The organism is Pseudomonas triclosanedens (assembly GCF_026686735.1).
GTDB lineage: Bacteria > Pseudomonadota > Gammaproteobacteria > Pseudomonadales > Pseudomonadaceae > Pseudomonas > Pseudomonas triclosanedens.
The window spans coordinates 1,383,016-1,408,420 of sequence record NZ_CP113432.1; the positions used below are offsets into that span (position 1 = coordinate 1,383,016).

Consider the following 25,405-nt stretch of genomic DNA (forward strand, 5'->3'; position numbering starts at 1 on the left):
ACTTGACCCCGCCGTTGCTGGTTGCATTGCTGGCCGCCTCCGCCATGCAGGCGGCGCTCGCGCAGCCCACCGGCGCAACCACCGCGGCCAGGACGGCGCCGAGCCGTGAAGCGCCTGCGGCCATCGCTCGCAGCGACGAACAGCGGGCGCAGGACTGGGGGCTGCGCACGGATGAATGGACGCGCTATCGCGAGTTGATGCAGGGGCCGCTGGGCGTCTACTCGCCCAGCCTCGACCCGCTCACGGCCCTCGGTATCGAAGCACGTTCCGACGAGGAGCGCCGCCGCTACGCGGAATTGCAGGTTCGGGCTGAAGCCCGGCGGGTCGAGAAGACGCTGGCCTACCAGCGTGCCTACGACGCCGCCTGGCAACGGATCGCGCCGGGCATGGCGAGGGTCAACCTACCCGGTGCCAAGCCGACCGGCGCGGGCACCACCATCGCATCAGGCACCGACCGAACCGCCGTCTTCGTGAAGGACGGCTGTACCGCCTGCGACCAGGCCGTGCAGCGGCTGCAAGCGTCGGGCGTCGAGTTCGATGTCTATGTCGTCGGCAGTCGCACCGACGACGCGCGCATTCGTGAATGGGCACGCCGGGCCCGTATTGACCCGGCGAAAGTGCGCGCACGGCACATCACCCTCAACCACGACGGTGGCCGCTGGCTGTCCCTCGGCCTGCAGGGCGAACTGCCCGCCGTCGTGCGCCAGGTCGGCGGTCAATGGCAGCGGCAGTAGGCCTCGCGCGTCTCGCGCTCCTGCTGCTGGCTTGCTGGCCACTCGGCCAGGCGAAGGCCGGGGAGGTTCCGCCGCCGGCCTACCAGTTCGCGGCACAGCGTGCGGGCATTCCGGCGGCGGTGTTGTACGCGGTGGCCTTGCAGGAGAGTGGCACCCGGTACCACGACCGCCTCGTGCCCTGGCCCTGGACGCTCAACGTGGCTGGGGCATCGCGTCGATTCGCCACCCGTACCGAGGCCTGCGCCGGCCTGCACCAGGCATTGCGCGACGTGCCGCGCACCCGCATCGACGCCGGCCTGGGCCAGATCAACCTGGGCTACCAGCGTCACCGCTACGACCACCCCTGCGAACTGCTCGATCCCTATCGGAACCTAGCGCTGGCCGCGCAGATCCTGCGCGAGCAGCACGCGCCGGGCCAGGACTGGCTGATCACGATCGGCCGCTACCACCGTCCCGCTGGTGGCGCACCCGCTGCGCGCTACCGACAGAGTGTTGGCCGCCACTTGGCCCGCGTACTGGGCGAGCCAGCGCGGGGCGCGGATACCCGGAGAACCCTGCCATGAAGCCTCGAATCTTCCGTCCGGCTACGCGGTGGCTGCTCGGCTTGCTGCCGCTCGTGTCCGTGCCAGCCGCTTTCGCACAATCGCCGCCCTTGATCGTCGTCGAGGATCACGGCGGTGCCTCCGCGCTGCCTTACTACCAAGCCCTGGACCTGCAACCGCGCACCGGAAGCAGGCCATCTCCCAGGATCGAGATGCCACGCCTGCCCGAAGGGCCTTCTGGCGAGGCGGCCATGCTGCCGGTGCGTTCTGCCCATTTGGCCCCTGGCGATGTGGCTCCCCGGGCGATCCAGGCGCCGGGGCTCACGCCGATGTTCCTGGTTGGTGATGACCAGCGCTCCCATGCCTGGCTGCGCCAGCGTGCCCCGGCGCTGCGCGAGCTCGGGGCCGTGGGGTTGGTGGTCCAGGTCGAGTCACCGCAGGCACTGGCGTCACTGCGTGCCCTGGCGCCCGGGCTGATGCTGGCACCGGCGTCCGGGGACGAACTGGCCGAGCGCCTGGGGCTGCGCCACTACCCGGTGCTGGTGACCGCCACCGGCATCGAACAGTGAGAACTGCCCGATGGCCCAGCCGCACGCCGTCGAAGTCCTGCTGCGGCCAGCGGTGGAGCTATACACCGTTGCCGTATGCGCAGGCGCCGCGGTGGTGTGCGTGGTGGCACCGTGGTCGCTCGCGTTGAATCCGGTACTCGGCCTCGGCAGCGCGCTGGCCTTCCTGGCCTTCGGCGCGATTCGCCTGCGCGACGCCTGGGCCATCCTGCGGTACCGCCGCCACATCCGTCGTCTGCCTCGCTACGTGATGACGAGCCGTGACGTGCCAGTGAGCCAGTACCGTCTGTTCGTTGGGCGTGGCTTCCGCTGGGAGCAACGACACACCCATCGGCTGACGCAGACCTACAAGCCCGAGTTCCGGCGCTACGCCGAACCGACGACGTTCTACCGCCTGGCGCGCCGCCTGGAGGAGCGGCTGGAGTTCGCGCCGCCGCCGCTGCCTAGGCTGGCGCGGGCACTGGCCTGGGACAACCCGCTCAACCCGGTCCGGCCTTTGCCGCCAGTGGGTGGCATGCCGCGCCTGCATGGCATCGAGCCGCACGAGACCGACGTCACCCTGCCGCTGGGCGAGCGTGTGGGCCACACCCTGGTGCTCGGTACCACGCGCGTGGGCAAGACGCGCCTGGCCGAACTGTTCATCACGCAGGACATCCGCCGCAAGGTCCATGGCGAGCACGAGGTGGTGATCGTCTTCGATCCCAAGGGCGATGCCGATCTGCTCAAGCGCATGTATGTCGAGGCCAGGCGAGCCGGACGCGAGGGCGAAATGTACGTGTTCCACCTGGGCTGGCCCGACATCTCGGCACGCTACAACGCCGTGGGCCGGTTCGGGCGCATCTCGGAGGTCGCCACGCGCGTTGCGGGGCAGCTTTCCGGCGAGGGCAACAGCGCCGCGTTCCGCGAGTTCGCCTGGCGCTTCGTCAACATCATCGCGCGCGCCCTAGTGGAACTGGGGCAGCGGCCAGACTACCTGCTGATCCAGCGCCATGTCGTCAACATCGACGCGCTGTTCATCGAGTACGCCCAGCACTTCTTCGCCCGAACCGAGCCCAAGGCCTGGGAGGTGATCGTCCAGCTCGAAGGACGCCTCAACGACAAGACCATCCCGCGCCACATGGTCGGGCGAGAAAAGCGGGTGGTGGCACTGGAGCAGTACCTGTCGCAGACGCGAACCTATGACGCGGTGCTCGACGGCCTGCGCTCCGCGGTGCGCTACGACCGCACCTACTTCGACAAGATCGTCGCCTCGCTGTTGCCGCTGCTGGAGAAGCTCACCACCGGCAAGATCGCGCAACTGCTCGCGCCGAACTATTCCGACCTGTCCGACCCGCGCCCGATCTTCGACTGGATGCAGATCATCAGGAAGCGGGCCGTGGTCTATGTGGGACTGGATGCGCTGTCCGACGCCGAAGTGGCGGCGGCCGTCGGCAACAGCATGTTCAGCGACCTGGTGTCGGTAGCGGGGCACATCTACAAGCACGGCATCGACGATGGCTTGCCTGGAGCATCGGCCAATGCCAAGGTCGCCATCAATGTCCATGCGGACGAGTTCAACGAACTGATGGGCGATGAGTTCATCCCGCTCATCAACAAGGGTGGCGGTGCAGGCATGCAGGTCACGGCCTATACGCAGACGCTCTCGGACATCGAGGCGCGCATCGGCAATCGCGCCAAGGCCGGCCAGGTCATCGGCAACTTCAACAACCTGTTTATGCTGCGGGTGCGCGAGACCGCCACCGCCGAACTGCTGACACGACAACTGCCGAAGGTGGAGGTCTACACCACCACGCTGGTCAGCGGCGCCACCGACAGTTCCGACATCCACGGTCCGACCGACTTCACCAGCAACGCGCAGGACCGCATCAGCACGTCGAGCGTGCCACTCATCGAGCCTGCGCACGTGGTCGGCCTGCCCAAGGGGCAGTGTTTCGCCCTCATCGAAGGCGGTAACCTGTGGAAGGTCCGCATGCCGTTGCCTGCGCCCGATCCGGACGAAGCCATGCCCCGGGACCTGCAACAACTGGCCGGCTACATGCGCCAGCACTACGCCGAGGCGGGGGAATGGTGGGAGGGCAACGGGCTGCCCCGGTCGCACGACGACGCGTTGCCAGCGGATCTGGCCGAGGAAGTGCAAGAAGGCACGCCGGATGAAGAGGCGCCATCGTGAAAGAGCCCGCCGCGACCGCCGAGCGACAGCAGGCACGCCAGCGCGGCCTGGTCGCCAGCGTGGTCACGCTGCCATGGCGCCTGTTCGGCGTGTTGGTCGCCTCGCTGCTGCTGTCCATCGTCATCGAATGCGTCGGCATGCACCTGTTCTGGCCCGACCAGGGCTGGCGCCACGCGCAGGGCATGCTCGACTACGAACTGAACCAGCTCTCCACCCATTTCACCCGGAGCGCCGTTGTGCAGGAGCCGGGACGCACCGCGCGCTGGCTGGTGGAGAGCACCTACGAGTGGGTTTTCGTGAAGACGGGCTTGTTGGACTGGATGCGCGACGCCTCGGCGCAGGCTAGCGCACCTAGCCGAGGCGTGCACCGGGACTTCCGCTATTACCTCGCCCAGGTCTATGTCTGGACCGAGCGCTATCTGATTGCCGCCGGCTTCACCGTCCTGACATTCATCGTCCGCCTGCTGGTCTTGGTGCTCACGCTGCCGCTGTTCCTGCTCGCGGCCTTCGTCGGCCTGGTCGATGGACTGGTTCGCCGCGACATCCGCAAGTTCGGCGCGGGGCGGGAATCGGGCTTCGTCTACCACCGGGCGAAGGCGGCCTTGATGCCGCTGGCGGTGTTGCCGTGGGTGACCTACCTGGCGTTACCGGTGTCATTGCACCCTTTGATGATTCTGCTGCCTGCGGCGTTTCTGCTGGGACTGGCGGTGAACATCGTGGCGGCGAGCTTCAAGAAGTACATTTAGCCGATTGTTGGACCAGGACTACACACTACGACCTTCATCGACCCACGGGTCATGGCGACGTAAAGGTTCTGTGCGCTCATACCCTCGATATTTAGCAGCACCGCGACTTCGGCTTCCAGCCCCTTGAGCAACAGCGTGCTGCCGACGGCGCGTTTTGGTAGCGGGCGCCCCAACAGCCGGTTCTCTTCCCGCACGCGCCGGGCCGCTTCTGCCAGAGGGACGGCCCCCGACGAGGCTTCCCGGAGCGCCTTAAGCATCCCGTAGAGGATGACCGGCCGATGCACACGTACGTTCGGCAGTGCCCGCAGTTCCGACAACAGCGCGGCGGCCGCAGCGAGAGAGGGCGCGCGCCCGAACGCCAGTGCGCGGCTTTCTGCCTCGTTCGGAGGATTCCTTGCAGTTCCCTTTGCCAACGACTCCAGGCGCCGCGTCAACTCCGCCACGCCCACATTGGTCATAACGCTCTGCGCCAGCGCCAGTAACTGCGCGAGAGCATTCGGTGCCCCCGCATCAAAGTTGCTAGCGAAGGCGATGAGGTCTTGCAGATCGACGGCCTCGACCGTCGAAGCGCCCGGCGTCTGGCTCGCAAAGTTCTGCTGTGCTGCTCGGTTGCGGCTATCGGCGATGATGAGCACGCGCCCGTCAGCGGTTGGCGATGCCGTCCTCGCAGCGGCTAGGCGCTGGGCATGGTCGTTGGGTGGTACGGCCTGCATCCAGGTCACATGCTCCGGTGGCCCACTACGCAGATCCACCGACTGCCCTGCCGCCAACAACCGGCGGGCCTCCAACAACCATTGTCCCAGCGCTTCCGCGCCGGCGTTGCGCCATCGCCAGGGCGTTGCCAGTTCCCCGACGACAGGAAAATGCGCGCACACGTGCTGGTTCCAGTCGGCCAGCGTATTGCCCCGGAACCCGAAGATCGCCTGCATGGGGTCGCCCAGCACGCAGGTCGGCAGGATCAACGAGAGGAAATAGACGATGTAGTGCTGAGGCACCGAACAATCCTGGTACTCATCCACGATCAGATGCGCATACGAGGCTTTCAGCACCTCACTGACGTGCCCGGCCTGCAGGAGCTTCCAGGCGTCGTCGCGGATAGCCGGGTAGTCCCGCGCAGGTGCAGCCAGCCGCAGAATCTCTGGATCGTGGGCGCTGCGGCCCGGAAAGGTCGAGATGAGCCGGATAGCCCAGCCATCGATCGTGCTCAATCGATAGGCGCTGGCTGGCACACCGGCGCGGTCCAGCCGGCCACGCAAGGCCGCGACCCCGGCATTCGTGTGTGTCAGCACGAGAATGGGCTTGTTGCCCCGATGACCGGCAAGCGCGTGGGCAATCAGCTGTGTCTTGCCGCAGCCGGCCGGTGCGGTGACGGTTCCGCGTTGGATTGCACGAAGGTCGATTTCAACGTGGTCCATCAGTGGCCCACCCGAATACCTGGTCCATCAGAGCGCGGAATCCCTGATCGCAAAGATGCAGGTCCGGTGCAACGATGGTCCTCGCCACGTCCTCCATCCACGAGATTTGCTTGAACCAGCCAGCTTTTCGGATGCGCGCCGCCTGACCAAGAATGGCCCTGCGTTCGGCCGACAGGAGGCCGGTGTTCTGGATCTCGTCCCAGATCTGCTGGAAGGTGAGCGTGTTGTTCGAGACAGTGCGCAGGTGTTCGACGATCAGGTCGCCATGCAATTCGTTGGCGTAGCCGATCAGCCTCTGGCAGGCAACCGGCGTGAGACTTCCGAACAGCTCGTCCTCCAGCGCACGGCCCGCGCGGTAGGCGACGACGGTGCCACCGTTCTCGACAAAAGCCTGCTCGACCGCAGGTGTGGGCTTCTTGTCGTCGTCGCGCAGCACCATCACCCGGTAGCCCAGAGACTGGAATGCGGAGGCGCGCGCATACGGTCGATCCGGCTCCCCGCCACCGCAGTCGACGAGCGCCACGCCCAATGCAGCCAGTGACGCATTCCTCTGGTCAAGCCTGTATAAGTCCAGCCCGCGCAGCAGGCCTATCTCGCTGGCTCCCTCGCACACGACCACGGAGCCAGCCAGAAAGGCCTCGGGATAGAGGCGGATCGTGCTCTGGATGTCATTGTCGGCGCCGACCAGGCGAGCCTCATGGCCGAGGGGGCCGCGGCGCAATACGAAGAGCTGGTCGCCCGACAGTTCTCTCAGCGCCACGGGTGAGTGGGTGGTGAGGAACACCTGCAGCGGAGCAGCGGCCTCCTTGGCTCCGAGGGAGCCCAAGAACCTCGCGATGCGGTGCGGCTCCAGCCCGTACTCCAGTTCGTCCGAGAGCACGATTGACGCCTGACCGGCCGCCTTGCGCTGTAGGCCAGCGACAAGCAGACGCGTGGACCCGACGCCCAGGCTGCGAAGCGGGATGCCGCTTTCGTTGTGCAGGGAGATGGTGCCGCCACCGAACGACACCGAATGCGAATCCAGCAGCGCCTTGGCCTTGGCGCCGATGTTGACGCCCAGCTCCTGAGCAGTGGTGGTGACGATCCCCAGCGCTTCTCCCAACTGTTGTTCGGCCTGGTCTCCGAAGCCACTCCGCGCATCTCTGGCGGCCTTGACGAGGGCGGCCGAAGCGTCGGCTCGCTCTTCCGAGATGCGGTTCAGTACCGAGCCGCGCTGCCATCCCAGGTTGAAGTCCGTCAGCGCGCCGATGCGAGTGGGCGCCAGGGCGACGCGATCCTTCCATGCGAGCGTCTTGACGATGCCTTGCTGTGCGGCGCGGTCGGAGACGAGGGTCCACGAGGGCTCCAGGTCACTGGCGACCGTCAGGTTCAGGCAGAGCACAACCTCCGCGCCGGCAGAGGGCTCGTCTTCGACGACGCCAGTGTTGGCGTGGTATCCGCGCAGGAATGCACCAAAGCCCTCCAGCGTCCTCATGCTGTCATCGAGGTCGCCGAGCGTCAGCGTGATGCTGATTGGGGTTGTGATGTCCAGGCCGAAGAAGTCCGCATCCGAGAACTGGACATTGCGTCTGGCCCCCAGACATAGGTCGATCGCGTCCAGCACCGTGGACTTGCCGCTGTCGCCCGGACCGATCAGGCAGTTGATGCCAGGCGTCGGGCACCAGGTCAGCAGCTGGATGCCGCGGAAGTTGGCGATCTGGATTTTTCTGATTCGTGCCATGCGTATCCCCCGCGCATTGAAGCCGCTCCCACTGAAATCGCAACACCTCACTATCCACTCGGGCCGCCTGCTGCAGGCCTCCTGCCCAGTTCTCTACTTGGTAGGGCGAGACAGCGACTCGGCAAGCTCCAACAACTTTGCGACGTCCTCTGCGGGCAATGACGCCTCCTTGAGGTATCGCACTAAAGCCATCGCTTCAGGCTGCGTGTGCAAGTAGTCGACGACTTCAGGGTCAGTCGAAGGCGATAGGCGGAACAACACGTCGGGATCTGCCGCCAGCACCTTCGCTAGAGCTTTGATGACCTCAGGCCTAGGCGGAGACTCCTTACCACGCTCGATACGGCTCAAGTAGGCCGGCGAAATGCCGACTAAGCCTGCCGCCTCGCGTAAGCCAAGGCTCTGTGCCACCCGAAGGTCGCGAATCGTCTCTCCAAAGCTACTCATACCGCGCATCCTACCTCAGGTGTTTAGTGTTGTGCAACACTTAACACGCTTAGTAGACTACTCCATTGTTTGGTAAAGTTTGCTCTTTCCTGCCGATCTTGGGCCAGGACCATGCCGGCCAATCTGCCCACGTCGTCACTTTTCAGGAGCGAACAGATGCTTGGGGAAGAAGTGTTCACGGTTAAAGAGGTCGCCACGCTCTTAAAGGTCGGCGAGAAGACCGGTCTACTCCATGGCCCAGGCTGGAGAACTACCTGCGTTCAAGGTGCGAGGTCAGTGGCGATTCGCCCGAAAGGACATCGATACATGGATAGAGCAGCAGAAACACACAACCCATGATTTCGGCGAGGAAGACCAGAAATGACCCCAGCCTCGGTGAGCGGAGTTTTTATATGAGCAGAAAGAAGAACAAGCAGGCCGAGAACACCATCCCAGCTGGATACACGCTCGACTACGTTTCCGGCAGACAGATCAAGGAAACGAAGAAAGAGCTCGTTCGGCAGCGGGTAGTTCGTGCCCTGATCCATGAATACGGATTCTCTCCGGAAGACATGGAGTTGGATTTCTCCATTGGCGGGCGCAAGAAGGTGGATGTGGCCATCTTCCACCACGGCAAGGACCACACAATTGAGAATCTCAGCCGCGCAGTGATTTGCCGCCAAGAACCGAACGTCGGCAAAAATGCCATGCGCATCCGCGATTACGAGCAGGCCGCCAAAGACCTCGAAGAGATCGAAACCATCATGCGCGAGGTCGATGCCGTTCAGTACGGCTTGTGGACCAACGGCCTGGAGTTCTTCTTTGTCGAGAAAGAGCAAAAGCGCTTCGAAACCAAGTGCAACCCCATCGGCGACTGGCCGATGGCCGAAGAGTCGGTCGGCACTAAGGAGGTCATCTCCGATGCCCATACCCGTGTCGCCGACAACGAGATGCTGAAGATCACCTTCCGGCGTTGCCACAACTTCATTCATGGCAACGAGGGCATGCCCAAGGACGCCGCCTTCTGGCAATTCCTGTACCTAATATTCTGCAAGATGCACGACGAGAACCTGCGTGCCAAGCAGCGGCAGGCCTGGCAGCGCCGTTTCTGGGCTGGACCCAAGGAGCAGTTCGAGCCACAAGGGCGCAAAGCCATCCGCGTCCGGATCGAGGAGCTCTTCACCGAGGTCAAGAAGCAGTACAAGAATATTTTCCGAGGCAACGAGGAGATCACTCTCTCCGACCGGGCGCTGGCCTTTATCGTTTCGGAACTGGCCAAGTACGACTTCACCCGAACTGACGTCGATGCCAAGGGCGTGGCCTACCAGGAGCTAGTTGGCGTTAACCTGCGTGGCGACCGGGGCCAGTATTTCACTCCTAGAGGCGTCGTGAAGCTGGTCATTGAGATGCTCGACCCCAAAGAGACCGAGACTCTGCTGGACCCGGCCTGTGGCACCGGCGGCTTCTTGGTCGCGACCCTGGGGCACATGCTGAAGAAGTTCCGCGAAGAGCAAAACATCCAGGCCGGAAACGAGAACACCACCGAGTTCCTGAACATCCACGAACGGCTGAAAGAGTATGCCGCCGCCAATGTCTTCGGCACCGACTTCGACCCGTTCCTGATCCGCGCCGCTCAGATGAACATGGTGCTGGCGGGCGATGGCCGTGGACATATCTACAACATCAACTCATTGGAGTTTCCGCTGGGGCATCTAGCCGACCTGCCCAGCGTCAAGAAGGAGATCCCGCTGGCGTCGGTGGATATCATCGCCACCAACCCTCCCTTCGGCTCCGACATCCCGATTACGGACAAGCACATTCTGGAGCAGTACGAGCTGGCTCATGGCTGGGAGCCGGACGGCGAAGGCGGGTTCCGCAACACCGGCGTCCTCAAGGGCAGCGTTGCCCCCGAAATTCTCTTTATCGAGCGCTGCATCAAGTGGCTCAAGCCGGGAACCGGCCGCATGGGCATCGTTCTTCCCGACGGAGTTCTTGGCAATCCGGCCGCGGAATACATCCGCTGGTGGATCATGCGCGAAACGCAGGTGCTTGCTTCCGTCGACCTGCCGGTAGAAGCCTTCATTGCCGAAGCCAACGTCAACATCCTCACCAGCTTGCTGTTCCTGCGCCGCAAGGACGACCAGGAGAAGCATCGCGAGGCCCTAGGTCGTGCCGAGGAATACCCAGTCTTCATGGCCGTTGCCGACAAGGTTGGCTTCGACCGCCGTGGTAACAAACTCTACAAGCGCACCCCGGACGGCGAAGAGATTGTCGAGCCCAAGCAGCATATCGAGCGCATCCGTATCGGCGGGCGCTTCGTGGAACGGACCCTGACCCGCAGTGAAAAGATCGAGGACAACGATCTGCCGGTCATCGCTGAGAAGTACCGCGAATTTCTCAAGGAGCAGAACGGGTGAGCGATCAAGACGACATCATCGAGACCCCGCAGGATGCTGCCGAAGAGAGCGGCCCGGATAACTTTTTCATCGACATCCTGACCGGCAACAAGGAAAGCGCCTCGGCCAAGAAGCTGCTGGTGCAGAAAGTTCTGCGCCAGCTCATCGAGAGCTATGGCTTTGACCGAAACGATCTGGAGGTCAACTACAACCCGCAGATCCCCGGCCAGGGGCGCAAGCGCATCGACATCGCGATTTTCCGCCCCGATGCCGAGCACAATAACGACAACCTGCAGCGGATCATCGTCTGCAAAAATCAGAAAAAGCGAGACAAGCTCCGCTCCATTGCCGAGGCCGACGCCGACCTGCGCGAGCTCAAGGAGCTGCTGGAACTGATCCCGGGCGCGACGCTGGGCATGTGGACCAACGGTCAAGAAGAGTTCCTGTTCCAGGTCGAGCGCACCCGTTTTGAAGTCCGGCCCAAACCGCTGGGTGTCTGGCCGGTTCCGGGCGAACGCACCTCCGATCTCGATCGCACCGGCGGTGTCATTCAGGTCAGCGCCGAAGCGGAAGATCTGGAAGACGCCCTGATGCGCTGCCGTCAATATCTGAACCGGAATCTTGGTCTCGATCACAAGGATTCCTTCAAGCAGTTGGCCGTGCTGATGCTGGCCAAGATCCATGACGAGACCCTGCCCACCGGTGGGCGCAAGTTCTGGATCAGGGGTGACGAGCCTTTCACCGAGGCGGGCCAACAGGCCATTGCCCAGCGCATCACCGAATCCATTGCCGCCGCCAAGGCCTGGCAACCGAACCTGCTGACCCGTGGCTGGGATCTGACGCTGGAACCCCACGAGACCGCCCGCGTGGTCATGGAGCTGGCCCGTTACTCACTGAGCGAAACCCAGCCACGTTACCGTACCGAGGCCTTCCGTGCGGTTGCCCGCAGCGTGATGGACGGCCGCGAGGGCCGCTACCCTACGCCGCTCAACGTGGCCGAAATGGCGGTGGAGATGCTCGACCCGCAACCCGGCGAACGCATCATGGACTGCTCCAGCGGCACCGGCACCTTCCTGGCCATGACCGCTGCGCACATCTTCAGGAAAAAGCTGGCGGCCGTGGGCACGACGCCTGAAGAGGCCACCAACGAACAGATCCGCCAGGCGCAAAACGAAACCGCCGCCTGGGCGGCCAGCAATGCCCTCGGCTGCGACATTGATCCCTTCCTGGCCGTGGCCAGCCGCATGAACCTGCTGTTCACCACCGGCAATCCCGGTCGTGTGTTCCGCATCGATGCTCGCACCTTCCCGGACGGCGATCTGGATGGCATTGAGGCCGCTCGCCCGGCCATGCCGCTAGGCAGCATGGATATGGTTCTGCTCAACCCCTGGTTCTCGACACAAGACACGGTCAGCGACACCTCCATCCTGGAGCGCTACGACCTGGGCAACAACTGGGAGCGCGACGAAGAAGGTGGATTCCGCAACACCGGCAATCTAAACATCGGCGGTGTGCCGCCCGAGGTGCTATTTATCGAACGCGCCCTGCAATGGGTGAAGCCTGGCACCGGCCGCGTGGGCATCCTGTTGCCCGATGGTTTGCTGGGCAATCCGGGCGATGAGCACGTGCGCTGGTGGATTCTGCGCCACTGCGAGGTCCTGGCCTCGGTTGACCTGCCGGTGGAGCCGTTCAAGGTCACGGTGAAGGAATATGGCCTGACGCCCGCCTTGCCCAGTCTCCTGGTACTGCGCCGCCGCAGCCAGGAAGAGCTCATCAATACCGAACACCCGGAATACAAGGTCTTCATGGCCGTGGTGGACCGGGCTGGTGTCGACGCCCGGGGCAATCTCCTGTTCCAGCGAGCCCCCGATGGAGAGGAACTGGTTTTCGATGAGGAAGTGATCGAGCGGGTTCGAGAAGGTGGTGAAGTAGAAATCCGCCGGACCACACGTCGCAACCGCCGCGTTCATGACGAGCTGCCGCTGGTGGCAGAGAAATACAAGGAATTCCGCGCAACCGGCGAGGTGACGTTATGAGCAGAAAATTCCAGGTAAAAGCTGTGCCAAGTTCTTGGCTGGAGCACAATGGCCGTCGCTTGGACTGCGGGCCTTATATGTCTGGCGCTATAGAAGCTGCCGAACTAATGAGGCAGTTCAGCGTAGAACCACTTGAGAGCCTTACAAAAGACATATTTCATGCAGGCAGAGAGGGCAGACAGTATGTTCTGGATGCTCAGCATGGTGTTCCCTTTATGGGAAGCACAGATATTTTGGCTTTCGACCTCACGTACCAACCCCTGCTTTCCAAGAAGCAGGTAAACAGAAACCCACAGTTCACCATACGGAAAGGCTGGACGCTGATTACTCGTTCAGGTACGACAGGGAGGATGGCGTTTGCTCGCGAGAGCATGGATGGCATGGCCTGCTCTGAGCACGTAATGCGGATAGTTCCCGACGCGAATAAAGTGCCAGAAGGCTACATCTTTGCTTATCTGTCATCTCGCTTTGGAATTCCTCTTGTTGTCTCTGGCACTTACGGCTCGATAATTCAAAGTATAGAACCACACCATGTCAGCAACTTGCCTGTGCCACGATTAGGAGAAGTAGAGTCTGTTGCAGACCGGTTAATCCAGCGCTCTGGAAGCCTTCTTAGTAACAGTCAAGCAAAGCTTAACGAAGCTACGGAACTCTATTTTGATTCTGTTGGGCTTTCAGATATTAATCCAACGGAGTGGCACTCGTGGGGTAGCGATCTTGGATTTGCCACCCCTGTAAGTTCGAAGTCTTTGCGGGCTTTAAACTTTAATCCTCGATTCGAGCGGCTTTGCTCGCAAATTAAAGAAGGACAGCATAAGTTGCTTGGCGAATTATGCCTTGAAGGAACATTGCGCCGGGGCAATATATTCAAGCGAATTGATGCAGCTCCAGAACACTCGTATCAACTGGTTGGCCAGAAACAAATTTTTTGGCTGCGACCAGAAGGTCGCTGGATTTCTAAAGCATCCGTTCGCGAGGAAGTTCTCGTTTCCGATGGAACGATTCTGGTGGCCGCTCAAGGAACGCTTGGTGAGGGAGAGCTATTCTGCCGTGCCGAGTTTATAACTGGAAGTACGCTGGAGAGGGCCTATTCGGAGCACTTCCTACGAGTCATTGCCGACGAGTCGCAGATCGAACGGGGGGCGCTGTTTGCATTTATGCGTTCAGAAACGGCATTCCGTATGCTTCGCTCCGCCTCGACAGGAAGCAAACTCCAAGATTTTCACTATGCAGTTTTGCCGTCTTTACCGATCCCTTACCCAGAACAGGCGGTCCGCAAGAAGTGCCATGACTTGGTCATGGAGGCTTATGAGGCCCGCGATGAGGCCATAAGGTTCGAAGACGAAGCCCGTTCCCTCGTCGAGCGCACCATTGAGGAGGGGGCTCGCTAATGGCAAAAGTCATACCCATCGGGCAGCCCGCGAACGAATCTGAACGCCAGGCCATCGGCTTCCTTCGGGATCATCTGCCCGATGGTTGGTTGATCTTCCACAACTTCGAGATGCGCCAAGGCCAGGAGGTATTCGAGATCGACATCGCCATCCTCGCGCCTCACGCGGTGTATCTGGTGGATGTCAAAGGGACGCGGGGCAACATCGATGTGTATGGCTCCAAGTGGTATCCGCAGGGGCGGCAACCGTTTCACTCGCCCCTCGCGAAGCTTCGTCACCACGCGAAGGTGATGGCCAGCTTCATCCGCGATAGCAATCCCGGACAGATCGAGCTGCGCAAGGCTCATGTCCATGCCGCCGTGTTGCTTACTGCCGATGACGCCACCGTGTTCGATCAGGCGGGCATCGACAGCCCGGACGTGACCGACTTCAAGCACTGCCTGAAATACTTCCGCGACGCGAGCCGCATTCCTGACAACCGGCTGGATAACATCACCCGCTTCCACTCCCAGATCGCCAAGGCGATCACCGGCAACGCCAAGCCCAAGAGCGCGGCGCTGGTGTTCCGCGACTGGCAGGTGGAAGAGAAGCTGGGCGGCACCGACCGCTACACCGAGTACCGCGCCAAACACAACCTGTTGGGCAAGAGCGGCGGCATGGCCCGCCTGCGGGTCTACCAGGCTGACCCGTACCAGGACGAGGCCGCCCGCAAGGAAGAGTTCAAGAAGATCAGCAACGCCTATCGCGCCGTGGCACACATGCCGACCCACGCCAATGTGCTGGCGGTGAAGGATCTGTTCGTCTCCGACGATGAAGACAAGGTGGTGCTGGTCACTGAGGATCTGCCTGGCCAGGCCCTGCGCCTGCACATCAACAAGGTCTCGATGGCGCTGACCTTCGATCAGAAGCTCCAAGTGATGCGCGACGTGCTGTCGGCCCTGGACCATGCGCACCGGCATGAGGTGATCCACCGCAACCTGACCCCGGACGCCATTCTGCTGACCAAGGGCGGCCAGGCCCGGGTAACCGATTTCGATTTCGCCAGGGTGGGCAAGAACCGCACCTCTACCATCGCCGATCAGGTGGTGGATGATCTGGATGCTACCTACCAGGCTCCAGAGTGCTTTAAGGACCCGACCCAGGCCAGCATTGCCTCCGACCTCTATGCCGCCGGGCTGATCTTTTTTGAACTGCTGACCGGCGAGCTGCCCTTTGAAAGCGTCGACCAGATGATGGAGGCCGACGGCAAGTTCCCCATCAAGCCCTCGGAGCACAAGCCGGACCTGCCCAAGGGGATCGACGAGTGGTTGCAGAAGTTCTGCGAGTTTGACCCGGAGGAACGGCACACGAGCGCAGCCATCGCTCGCAAGGCCCTGGATGATCTGATTCTGCCTGAGGCCAAGAACGACTCAGGCCCGGATGTGAGCGGCCCGGCCGTGGTTGTGCCACAGCTCCCAGATAACCTGATGAACTTGCCGCAGGATTTCATCCTGGCGGATCGCTTCCGCATTCAGAAGAAGCTGGGCAGCGGCGGCTTCGGCGTCGCCTACAAGGTGTTCGATTCCCTGGGCGATGTGGTGCGCGTCATCAAACTGGTGACCAAGGACCGCCGCAGCGTGTACGAACGGCTGCGCCGCGAGTACAAGACCCTGACCAATCTCCCCGAACATCCGCATGTGGTGAAGGTGATCTGGGCGGATCGCATGGCCGATGCCAAGCAGACGCCTTACATTGTCTTTGAGTATGTGGAAGGTTTGGATGTTTCCGATCTGATCGATGCCGAGGCGTTGTCGCTGGATGATGCCGTACGCATCGTGCGCGAGGCCGCCGAGGGGCTGGCCCATCTCCACAAGCACGGCGTTTACCATCAGGACGTCAAGCCCTCCAATCTGCTTTGGACGGACAAAGGCGTCCGCATCATCGATTTCAACGTCGCGGTCTCCGAGAACGATGAGGTTCAAGGTGGTGGCGGCACGCGCCGTTACCTGCCGCCGGATTACGACTACTCCTCCGAGCCGGATGCTTCGGATCGAATGGATCGTGACCTCTATGCCTTGGGCATCTCCTTCTATGAGTGCCTGACCGGCAAGTATCCATTCGACGATCCCACGCCGCCGATCAAGACTCAGCCCAGGGACCCCAAGCAGTTCAAAGGCTGCGCCGACCTCAGCTCGTCGCTGGTCAATGTGCTGGCGAAGATGATCGCGCCGGAGCGCAAGGATCGTTTTGCGTCGGCGGAGGAGTTCTTGATTGCCCTGGCCGAGGTCAAGCGCCTGCGCTCGGTGCTGACGACCGGCGAGATTGGTGCCGGACCCAAGGTGGTATCCAAGCTGGGTTTCGAGCCGACCAAGCCCAACACCAACCCCTTTGTAACCCACCTGCTGACGCTCTATAGCCAGAGCCAGGTGTCCAACGCAGGCACCCGTGGCCTCGACGAAGTTGGCAAGGCCACCTACGTGTCGACTTATCTGGACGAAAAGCTCAAGCCCGCGCTGCTCAAGGGCGAGTTCCGTTTGGTCATCATCAGCGGTAACGCCGGCGACGGCAAGACGGCCTTCATCCAGCAGTTCGAGGCCTTTGCCGAGAGCAAGGGCGCACAGATACAGCGCGGCGCGAACGGGGCTGTGTTCCAGCTCAAGGGGCATACCTACCAAAGCAACTACGACGGCAGCCAGGATGAAGGCGACGAGCGCAACGATGCCGTGCTTCAGAAGTTCTTCGCTCCCTTCGCGGGCAAGGATGCCTCCGGCTGGCCCGAGAATCAGACCCGCCTAATCGCCATCAACGAGGGACGGCTGGTCGACTTCTTCCTTGAGCATGAAGAAGAGTTCCCGTTGCTTGCCAAGCAGATCCAGCAGGGCTTGGCCGGAGCTGCTCCGGAAGGTGGTATCGCAGTTATCAACCTCAACCTGCGCTCGGTGGTCGCCGAACCCGAGGAAGGTCAGCCTTCGATTCTGGAGCGACTGATCGCCCGCATGACGCAGCAGGAATACTGGCAGGCATGCGACAAGTGCGATCTCAAGGGCAAATGCTACGCCTATCACAACGCCCGGACCTTCCAGGACCCGGTTGCCGGTCCCAAGGTGATCGAGCGCCTGAAGATGCTCTACACCATTACGCACCTGCGCGGCCGACTGCACATCACCATGCGCGACCTTCGTTCGGCGCTGGCCTTCATGCTGGTAGGCACCCAGGATTGCGACGGCATTCACCACCTCTATCAGAACGGCGGAGAAGAAACCCAGAATCGCATCCTTGACGGTTTCTATTTCAACTCGTGGCTTGGCGGGGCGGAAGGATCCAATGACCGGCTGATTGCCTTGCTGCGCGAAATTGACGTTGCCGAAGTCAGCAATCCCGATCTGGACCGCGAGCTTGGCTTCCTCAATCCCAAGACCAAGGCCATGAGCCGCTTCTCGTTCGCGGAGCGGGCTGGGTATGACGATGAACTTGTGGCAACGCTGTTCCGCAATCTGCCTCGCGATTACTCGTCGAAGAACCGTGATCGACTGATCGCCAAGCACCGCAATTATCTATCGCATATGCGCCGTCGCCATTTCTTTGAGCGACGCGACACCGGCTGGAAGGAGATGCTGCCATATGGAAGCATCGATCCCTTCCTGGATGCCATTGAGCAGCCGGGAGCGAAAAGCGCAGATGAGGTTACGGCCATTCTTCGAGCCATCAACCGGGGCGAAGGTCTGAGCGATCCGGCGCGTTTGGGCAACCAGTTGGCGCTGCGTGTTCGCCAGGTGGATAAGGGCACCATCCGCAGTTACCGTCTCTTTGACGGCGACCATTTCACGCTCCGCACCGAGCAGGAAACAGCGGCTCATCCTTTCCTTGAATGCCTGTCTCAGGCGCTGGTGCTGCTTTACGACTCCGGCGACGGGCACAAGGCCAGCCTGCGCATCAATCTTGATATCTATGAAATGCTGATGCGGCTCAACAACGGCTACCGTCCCAGCATCGAGGAACAGGAAGGTTTCCTGTTAAGTCTGGCGGTATTTAAAAACCTGTTATCTGCTGCACTCTATCAAGAAGTTCTGCTGACGGAAAATGGGCTCCGGTTCTACCAGATAAACAGAAAAGAGGATGGCGTATTGGCATTGGGTGTTTCTGAAAAGGGGGCTGAATATCATGTCAATCAAGGGTAGAGACAAGGAATTCAGAACACCTAAGGTCAGTTATTTGCATTGGCAGCACACGGAAATGGATCGTGTGCTGACCATGCTATTTCCTCGCCTCAAATTCAATGGCTATGGCAGTCGCAAGCCGCCACGCGCAAATATTTTGCAGCCAGAAGAATTTGCAGATGAAATGATGCTGTCCGAAGAGGTTAAGCAGTATTTTGAGGGCTTTGACGAACATCCATCCATTGTCCACAAGTGGGTAGAGACCGAACTTCTTGATGTGGTAAATCGGGGCAAGTCGAATCAGGCTGTCGCCTCTCCGCGCCCGCTTCATGGAGAGACCTATAAGTTTCGAAATGCAAAGCACTGCCGTGACTATGGGGCAGCCGAGCAGATTTATTGGATGCTCTACTATGCCCGCAAAGGCAAGGGCCAGGCCGCCCGAGACACGCTAAAACGCTTCTTTTTCCCTGGGATTGACCATGTAACCGGCAGGCATGAATCCGGCACGGTCGTCGATGTAGAAACCCAAGCGCTACTTCGCTTCGACTCCCAAGTTACTCAGGACACACAGGACTCCAAGGAGCCAGAGCGCTTTCCACCACTTCTGATCGATCAGGCCGACATCATGGCCGACGACATTCTGCGGCTACTGGCCTATGAGCCCTATATTCCTCGCTCGGTGCTGGTGGATTACCTCAAGACCCTGATGGCATTCCATCTGGCGCTCTACCACCTCAAGTTGTTGCAGATACTGCCCAAGCTGGTGAAGCAGCGCTCGGACAATGCGCTGGAGAGTTCACCTGATCCCGTGGCGCTGGTCGTGGATATGGGGGACGTCAACAATCCGCATATGGTCGAGCTGGCTCGCAAGTCCACTGACCGGCTCTATCGCCAAATTCCTGCCTTTGTGCAGGCCAATTTCGTCGTCAAGAAGCTCGATGAGATGGCGGAATACCTGAGCAAGAAGACGGGCAAGCTGGCTACTCCAGGGGGCGGCGTGTTCACCGTCGGCGATCTGGTTTCTCTACTGAAGCCCGAGCACGACGCCGAGCTCCAAGCCTACTTCAAGTTCCGCCTGGCCAGCCTGATCGAGGAATCGACCTCTGGAAACGAGGACATCGATCCGGAGATCCGGGAAGTCACCGCCATGGGCCTTGGTGAGTTCGAATCCTTCATCGAAATCCTTATGGCATATCGCGGCAAGTATCACCGCCAGTACATCACTGAGTGCCTGGACTCACTGCTGCTGAAGAACAAGGAGAACGGCCTGCTGGCCCAATCCCGAACCAAGGGAAGTCCTCGGCGGTTTGTGCTGGGAAGCAAGCTTCTTGAAGTGCTCCTTCAGGTGGCTGTGCTCACTCAGGATGACGGGCGTTTCGTGACCCGCGAGGTTCGCATCGAGGAGTTGCTGGCCTTTTTGAGAAGCCGCTACGGCCTTCACATCGACCGGCTGCCGGAAGGAGCACAGGCCAACAGCAGCATCCTCGACAGACGCGCCCTGCGCCTCAACCTCGAAGCCTTCAAGCGTCGCCTGCGTGAAATCGGGTTCTACGAGGACCTGTCGGATGCCTACGTGACCCAGAAGGTATCGCCCCGCTATGCGATTGAGAGAAATGACGGAACAGATAAAAACGGGAGGCACGCATGAGTAATGCGTTCACCAAGCTTTCCCAGGATAAGTTGAACGCGGCGGTCGCTTGTCTGCTGTGCCCCCGTATCGAAGCGATCCTGGGTGACCGTGGCCCAGGCCACTGCATGCGGGTCACCGATCTCGATGACGAGGTAATGGAGTCGGTCTGCAAGGAACTACGTCGGACCCGGCCCGACGGAAACATCTTTATCCTCGGCAGCCATGATCAGGAGGGCCAGCCCTTCCGAGTCACTTCCACCAAACTGGTGGAGTTGCGCAACCCGGACGCGAACGGCGAGCTGCGTCAGCCGTTGCTGGTCTTCATACCGACTTCGCTTCGCACCAGCGCCGAGGACTCTTTCGGTGTGGCGACCTTCGAGGAGCTGACCTTCGCCGGTATCTACGAGGACCTTATCGACTCGCTGCTTGATCGGCTCCCGACAACACTGGTTGGCCATGCTCGCGATCTTCTGGGCATCCTCACCGAGGAGGAGTGGCTGTTTGCCGACCATGTTTCCCGCGTGCGGTACCTCCTCACTGCGCTCGAAAACGGGATTGATGGAGAAACCCTCGGGGCCAGCCTGTATGAATTGACGTTGATTCCAGACTTCAAGCTCTTTGCTGATCCCGGCATGGTCAATGGCAAGATTCGCCGTAACCTCGGCAGCGTCCGCAGTCTGATGGCCTCGCACAAGTCGGTTCGTGGTCGTATCGCCGATCTGGGACTCAGCGACAAGGCATTGGAGTCGCGACTATTCACCTACTTTGAAAAGTACGATGTCCAGGAGCCCGAATCCTGGACGCCGCCCATCGCGACCGACAAGAGCTGGTGGAGCATTTCTTTCGACAAATGGACGTTCCAGGAAGAGCTTTCGCTGGACAAGGTCCTGCTGACAGTGCTGGAGACCGACTTGCCGGTCGTTCAGGAGGATGAGACCGACGACCAACTCTCCGGCCTCATCGGGCAACAGGTTCTGGTGCCGAACGACCGCCGCAAAATGAACGTGGTGTTCGAGGTTAGCCCTCACCCCGGCAAGGTCAGCGGGCTTGATCATTTTACGGTTCAGATCATTTCGCAGAACGACGGCCCGGTAGGAAAATCTAAAAAAGTCAAGGCCTGGACGCCGAACCGCCTGCAGTGCACGACCAACTTGGCCAAGCTCAATAAGATCGAATTCGAGGAAGGATGGCATTTCATCCGTGTAATGCCTTGGACGGCCGATGGCGATCCGATTCCGCTGGAAGCGGATTCCGCCTCCGAGGGCGCAAGACGTTCCTACGAGAGCGAACCTTTCTACGTCCTGCCCGGTGGCAACATCGAGGAAGAACCACCCCAACGCGCCATACCCATTGAGCAGAGCCTGGAGCATGCGCGTTTCCGGCTGCAACTGACTGCCCTGGGCGATGAACGCGATCCCGATGATATCGCCATCAGTGGTGTCGCCTGGGCCGAGGGCGGTCGTTCCAAGAAGACCTCTCGCCAGGAAACCCTACACGCAAAATTCGGTCGTGAGGGCGCGGTTCAGATTCCGCTTTCGCGTATGCTCAAAACCATCGAGCAGCGCGTCTTGGCGGAGCCTAAGCACCCGTCAGGCTGGCGAATGCAGATCAATCTGGATACCGCGGAGCCGCCTTCCGAGGTTGGACTCACGCTGCCATCTTCCGCCGCGATGGCTTCCTTCTTGGCTGCCCGCGAAGAGTTTTTTGCAGCAGTGCGCAAAGACACTGCCGAGCTGATCATGCAGGGGCTTTCGTTCCGCGACTCGGAAAGGGAATGCCTCGCGTATGCTGAAAGCTACCTTGACTTGGTCAGGAACCTCATCCGTCAGGCCGAGACGACTTCTGGTGCCGAGCGTCAGCAACACTTGCAAGCGCTCAAAAATGTGCTGGCCGTCGATTCCATTCATGTCATCTTGACCGACTTCGGTGGAAGGCACCGGGAGGCTGTTTTGGTCTCCCCAACCCATCCGCTTCGTGCCTTGTGGCTGAGCAGTTGGGTCGCCCTGGGTAAGGATTGGATTGAGAAGATCAAGTCAGGCGGAAAGGATCACATTCCTCACGTCCGTTCCGCGCTGTTGGATGGCCTTGTGCCCTCTGCCTATCCGGTCGGTATTCCCGTCGAGGATGGCCGCATCTTCACTCCGGTGGACAACCTGAATGCTTTCTGGGCGCTCTACGCCCCGACGACCGAGGAAAATTCCCGTGGTCTGATGGCGGAAATCTGTTCAGCGCTCGGCTTGGCCGAGCCCTCTGCGGCGGGATCAGATATTTCCGGACAAGTCATTGCGGACAAGATCGAGCGCTATCTCTCTCAGCATCCCTATGTTCGAGAGTTATCACTGAACATCTTCAACCCTGGTGCCGGATCGGTGATTGCGGAGGCTCTGCTATCGCTCCAGCAGAAGCGCGAGCATGCCGATTTGCGCTATGACGTGCGGCTCTTTACCACCGATCCCGACTCACCTGTTTTGGGCGAGGCTCTTGAGTCGATGGTCCGTCCCGGAGCCACGGTAAACGAGGCCGCCGACGCATTTGCGACCTCAACGGGCAGCCATCTGTTCTCCAAACTGAACTTGGCCAAGCACCCCCTGAATGAATTCCATGCAAATTCCAAGGAGTTCCCGGCCCACATCAGTGTTCTTCTGGATGTGTTTCCCGCCGAGGAGCTTTCCATTGCAGAGAAGCCGATGGGCGTGACCCCACTGCATGGGCTGATACAGGACTTTGACACTGAATTCGTTGATGACGATTCGGGAACCTTCTGGAACAAGCGGCCGATTGTCGGGCGCTCCCTCGGCGCGGACAACCATGCGGCGTGCTTCGATTTGCTGTCGTCCCTGAGCCGACACCTCTGCTTTGCTACCTCAGCGGTTGCTGCTTCTGGTGCCAGCTTCAAAGCTGTGCCTGTGGTGACCCTTGGCCTCGATGTGGCCCAACGAGAACTGATCTACGAGGTTCACCAGATCAGCGATTGGGTGTTCACCATCGACCGAAATATGGGGATTGAGTTCTTCGACCACGGCGGCCGGAAGAACAGACCGGACTATCTGATTGACTATGTGCCGGGAGCCAGCTCCCAGGCGACACACAACCTGATCATCTCGTCGCGCTCGAACGATGAACTGGAGGCGATGCTGAAGCCGGTGCTGCTTGAGCATGGCTTGTCCGCCGACGGCGAGCAGTCGGTTCAGATCCTGGCAAATCTGCGGTCGCTGTCCGGTCAACTAGCGCTCAAGCTGATTTCTGCTCGCACACAACAGGCGGAGGCACTTGGTCTGGCTTTGGCTCGGCTCTACCTCGAATATCAGGGCGCATTGAGCAATCAGGTCATTGTGCCGTTGGATGCGCACACGGACCTTTACCGCTCAAGCGGTGAGTCAGACGATGTCAATGATGCAATCAGTCTGCAACGCACCGACTTGGGATTGTTCGACTTGGATTTGAACACCAGAACGATCACTTGCAACCTGGTCGAGGTGAAATGCTATTCGCAAGTGGGCGACTTTGCGGCCTTCAACCAACTGAAGGAGCGGATTTCCGCCCAGATCAATCAGAGCGAGCGCATCCTCCAGCGCCACTTTGACCCGGCCTTGAAGAAGCCCGACCGGCCGGATAGGTTGCTCAAGAGCCGGGAGTTGGCTCAGATCCTTCGTTTCTATCTAGAGCGCTCACTACGTTACGGGATCTTTGATGCGACTGCTGCGCAGGAAGCACGAGGGCTACTTGAATCCATCGAGCAGGGCTACTCGCTTCAGTTCAGACGCTGCGCCCTGATCTTCGACTTCGACAAGACCGGAACCGAGGCCCCCGACAACGAGGTTGGCATTGAATTCCACCGCATCGGTAAGGATCTCATTCGCGCCTTACTGGAGAACTGCCGCAAGCCTGTTTCCGTCGAGATTGAGGAAGAACCGACCACACACCTTCTTAGCGAGCAGTTCATACCGAACGTGCCAAAACTTGAGACAGCGGCCTTTATCGCACCCAAGAGAGCGCGGTCAACGTCCTGGACGGTGGATGAGCTCTGGGACGATGATCCGGAGGTACCAATCACCGCGCCAGCACCCCCGGCCGCAGAGGGAGCACCTGCGCCTACTCACCAAGAGGCAGAAGAACAGGCGAGCCCTGTCGAGCCAACCCCTCCGTCTTCTATCGCTTCGGAAGTCGAAAAGGATGACGAACAACCTGCCGTGGCTGCCGTACCGGAAGCGCATGCTGAACCAGAGCATGGAGGGCACCCGGCGTCCGAGCCTGTGCCTCAAGCAGAGGCCTGCTATGACATCATGCTCGGCGTCAATGGCGACTCGCCTCAGTACGGATTACTCGGAGAGGTCTCCGGTAGAAAGGTCGCGCTAGATCTCAACCACACCCACACGATCAGTCTCTTTGGGGTTCAAGGCGGCGGCAAGAGCTACACACTTGGAACGGTGATCGAGATGGCCTCCATGCCGTTCCAGCATATCAACGTGCTGCCAAGCCCGCTTGCCACGGTCATCTTCCATTACAGCCCGACGCAGGATTATGCGCCGGAGTTTACCTCGATGATCAATTCGAACTCGGTGGATGAGGAGATTCGCGTCCTTCGCGAACGTTACAAGGCCAACCCAGAAGCGCTGAAAGATGTGCTGATTCTTACCCCTGCGAACAAGGTGGATGATCGCCGGGCCGAATACCCGGATATCGAGGTTAAGCCGATTGCTTTCTCTGCCTCCGAGCTTAAGGCCACCCACTGGAAATTCCTGATGGGTGCGATTGGCAGCCAGAGCATGTACATGCGCCAAATCAATCTCATAATGAGGGGGCTGCGCGACAACCTGACCTTGGACGCCCTACGAGCAGGCATTGATAACTCTGGCCTGTCCGATCACCTGAAGGAGCTGGCCCAGACGCGCCTGCTGTTCGCCAGTGAATACATCAACGATAACCAACGGCTTCAAGACCTGATTCGTCCGGGCCGCTTGATCATTGTGGATCTGCGTGACGAGTACATTGAAAAGGATGAAGCGCTCGGTCTGTTCGTGGTGATGTTGCAGATTTTCTCGGAAGCCACTTACCAAGGAGGCGCCTTTAACAAGCTCGTGGTATTTGACGAAGCCCACAAGTACATAGAGAACGATGATCTAGTTTCCGGATTGGTTGAAGTGGTTCGGGAAATGCGACATAAAGGCACCAGCATCATGGTCGCGTCCCAAGACCCGCCATCGGTTCCCGTTTCTCTAATTGAGCTGTCCTCACAGATCATCATGCACAAGTTCAACTCACCAGCCTGGCTTAAGCATATCCAGAAGGCCAATGCCGCCCTCGGAGAGTTGACTTCCGAGAAAATGAGTCACCTCGGTGCAGGCGAAGCCTATGTTTGGTCAAGCAAGGCCTCAGATGACTCGTTCACCCGCGGCGCAGTGAGAATCAAATGCCGTCCACGCATCACCCAGCATGGCGGCAGCACAAAGACGGCAGTTGCTAACCAGCAATAGCAATGCGAGCAGGCCTCACCAATCTG

At 60.5% G+C, this 25,405-nt stretch carries 15 protein-coding genes; 12 read left to right on the forward strand and 3 right to left on the reverse strand.

The window, feature by feature from the left end:
• Positions 1-44 precede the first annotated feature (44 nt).
• Genes OU419_RS06545 through OU419_RS06565 form a run of 5 tightly spaced genes read left to right on the forward strand, consistent with a single transcriptional unit; the run spans position 45 to position 4,758 of the window.
• Positions 45-734, forward strand: coding sequence for a TIGR03759 family integrating conjugative element protein (locus OU419_RS06545; RefSeq protein WP_408004949.1), 690 nt, complete (start codon positions 45-47; stop codon positions 732-734).
• A complete protein-coding gene (locus OU419_RS06550; protein ID WP_024889615.1) occupies positions 719-1,297 on the forward strand; it encodes a transglycosylase SLT domain-containing protein in 579 nt (192 codons plus the stop codon). The genes OU419_RS06545 and OU419_RS06550 overlap by 16 nt, the downstream gene beginning before the upstream one ends.
• Positions 1,294-1,845 carry an integrating conjugative element protein gene (locus tag OU419_RS06555; protein ID WP_024889614.1) on the forward strand — a complete coding sequence of 184 codons (552 nt, stop codon included), beginning with the start codon at positions 1,294-1,296 and terminating at the stop codon, positions 1,843-1,845. The genes OU419_RS06550 and OU419_RS06555 overlap by 4 nt, the downstream gene beginning before the upstream one ends.
• 10 nt (positions 1,846-1,855) lie before the next feature.
• Complete coding sequence (gene traD / locus OU419_RS06560) at positions 1,856-4,012, forward strand: type IV conjugative transfer system coupling protein TraD (RefSeq protein ID WP_024889613.1); 2,157 nt, start codon at positions 1,856-1,858, stop codon at positions 4,010-4,012.
• The gene (locus tag OU419_RS06565) at positions 4,009-4,758 is read left to right on the forward strand and encodes a TIGR03747 family integrating conjugative element membrane protein (protein ID WP_024889612.1); all 750 of its coding nucleotides are present in this window, start codon (positions 4,009-4,011) and stop codon (positions 4,756-4,758) included. Before traD ends, OU419_RS06565 begins: the two co-directional genes overlap by 4 nt.
• Here OU419_RS06565 and OU419_RS06570 read toward each other — a convergent pair.
• The 3 genes from OU419_RS06570 to OU419_RS06580 form a co-directional block, all read right to left on the reverse strand.
• Positions 4,755-6,173 (reverse strand): UvrD-helicase domain-containing protein, encoded by a 1,419-nt coding sequence (locus tag OU419_RS06570; RefSeq protein ID WP_254471749.1) that lies wholly within the window; start codon positions 6,171-6,173, stop codon positions 4,755-4,757. The genes OU419_RS06565 and OU419_RS06570 overlap by 4 nt on opposite strands.
• Positions 6,160-7,893: an ATP-dependent nuclease gene (locus OU419_RS06575; protein WP_024889610.1), complete on the reverse strand. Its 1,734-nt coding sequence runs from the start codon at positions 7,891-7,893 to the stop codon at positions 6,160-6,162. The genes OU419_RS06570 and OU419_RS06575 overlap by 14 nt, the downstream gene beginning before the upstream one ends.
• Positions 7,894-7,986: 93 nt before the next feature.
• The gene (locus OU419_RS06580) at positions 7,987-8,337 is read right to left on the reverse strand and encodes a helix-turn-helix domain-containing protein (protein WP_024889609.1); all 351 of its coding nucleotides are present in this window, start codon (positions 8,335-8,337) and stop codon (positions 7,987-7,989) included.
• A 232-nt stretch (positions 8,338-8,569) separates the two neighbouring features.
• Between OU419_RS06580 and OU419_RS28885 the strand changes: the two genes are divergently transcribed.
• Genes OU419_RS28885 through mads8 form a run of 7 tightly spaced genes read left to right on the forward strand, consistent with a single transcriptional unit; the run spans position 8,570 to position 25,379 of the window.
• Positions 8,570-8,701 carry a helix-turn-helix domain-containing protein gene (locus tag OU419_RS28885; RefSeq protein ID WP_326494071.1) on the forward strand — a complete coding sequence of 44 codons (132 nt, stop codon included), beginning with the start codon at positions 8,570-8,572 and terminating at the stop codon, positions 8,699-8,701.
• A 28-nt stretch (positions 8,702-8,729) separates the two neighbouring features.
• The gene (mads2, locus tag OU419_RS06590) at positions 8,730-10,733 is read left to right on the forward strand and encodes a methylation-associated defense system DNA methyltransferase MAD2 (protein ID WP_024889607.1); all 2,004 of its coding nucleotides are present in this window, start codon (positions 8,730-8,732) and stop codon (positions 10,731-10,733) included.
• Complete coding sequence (gene mads2 / locus OU419_RS06595; protein WP_024889606.1) at positions 10,730-12,748, forward strand: methylation-associated defense system DNA methyltransferase MAD2; 2,019 nt, start codon at positions 10,730-10,732, stop codon at positions 12,746-12,748. The genes mads2 (OU419_RS06590) and mads2 (OU419_RS06595) overlap by 4 nt, the downstream gene beginning before the upstream one ends.
• A complete protein-coding gene (gene mads5 / locus OU419_RS06600) occupies positions 12,745-14,139 on the forward strand; it encodes a methylation-associated defense system restriction endonuclease subunit S MAD5 (RefSeq protein WP_081770069.1) in 1,395 nt (464 codons plus the stop codon). The genes mads2 (OU419_RS06595) and mads5 overlap by 4 nt, the downstream gene beginning before the upstream one ends.
• Positions 14,139-18,296 carry a methylation-associated defense system protein kinase MAD6 gene (gene mads6 / locus OU419_RS06605; protein WP_024889605.1) on the forward strand — a complete coding sequence of 1,386 codons (4,158 nt, stop codon included), beginning with the start codon at positions 14,139-14,141 and terminating at the stop codon, positions 18,294-18,296. Before mads5 ends, mads6 begins: the two co-directional genes overlap by 1 nt.
• Entirely contained in the window at positions 18,280-19,923 is a 1,644-nt protein-coding gene (gene mads7, locus OU419_RS06610) for a methylation-associated defense system protein MAD7 (RefSeq protein ID WP_024889604.1), read from the forward strand. The genes mads6 and mads7 overlap by 17 nt, the downstream gene beginning before the upstream one ends.
• Positions 19,920-25,379: a methylation-associated defense system ATP-binding protein MAD8 gene (gene mads8 / locus OU419_RS06615; protein WP_024889603.1), complete on the forward strand. Its 5,460-nt coding sequence runs from the start codon at positions 19,920-19,922 to the stop codon at positions 25,377-25,379. Before mads7 ends, mads8 begins: the two co-directional genes overlap by 4 nt.
• The last annotated feature ends 26 nt before the right edge of the window (positions 25,380-25,405 follow it).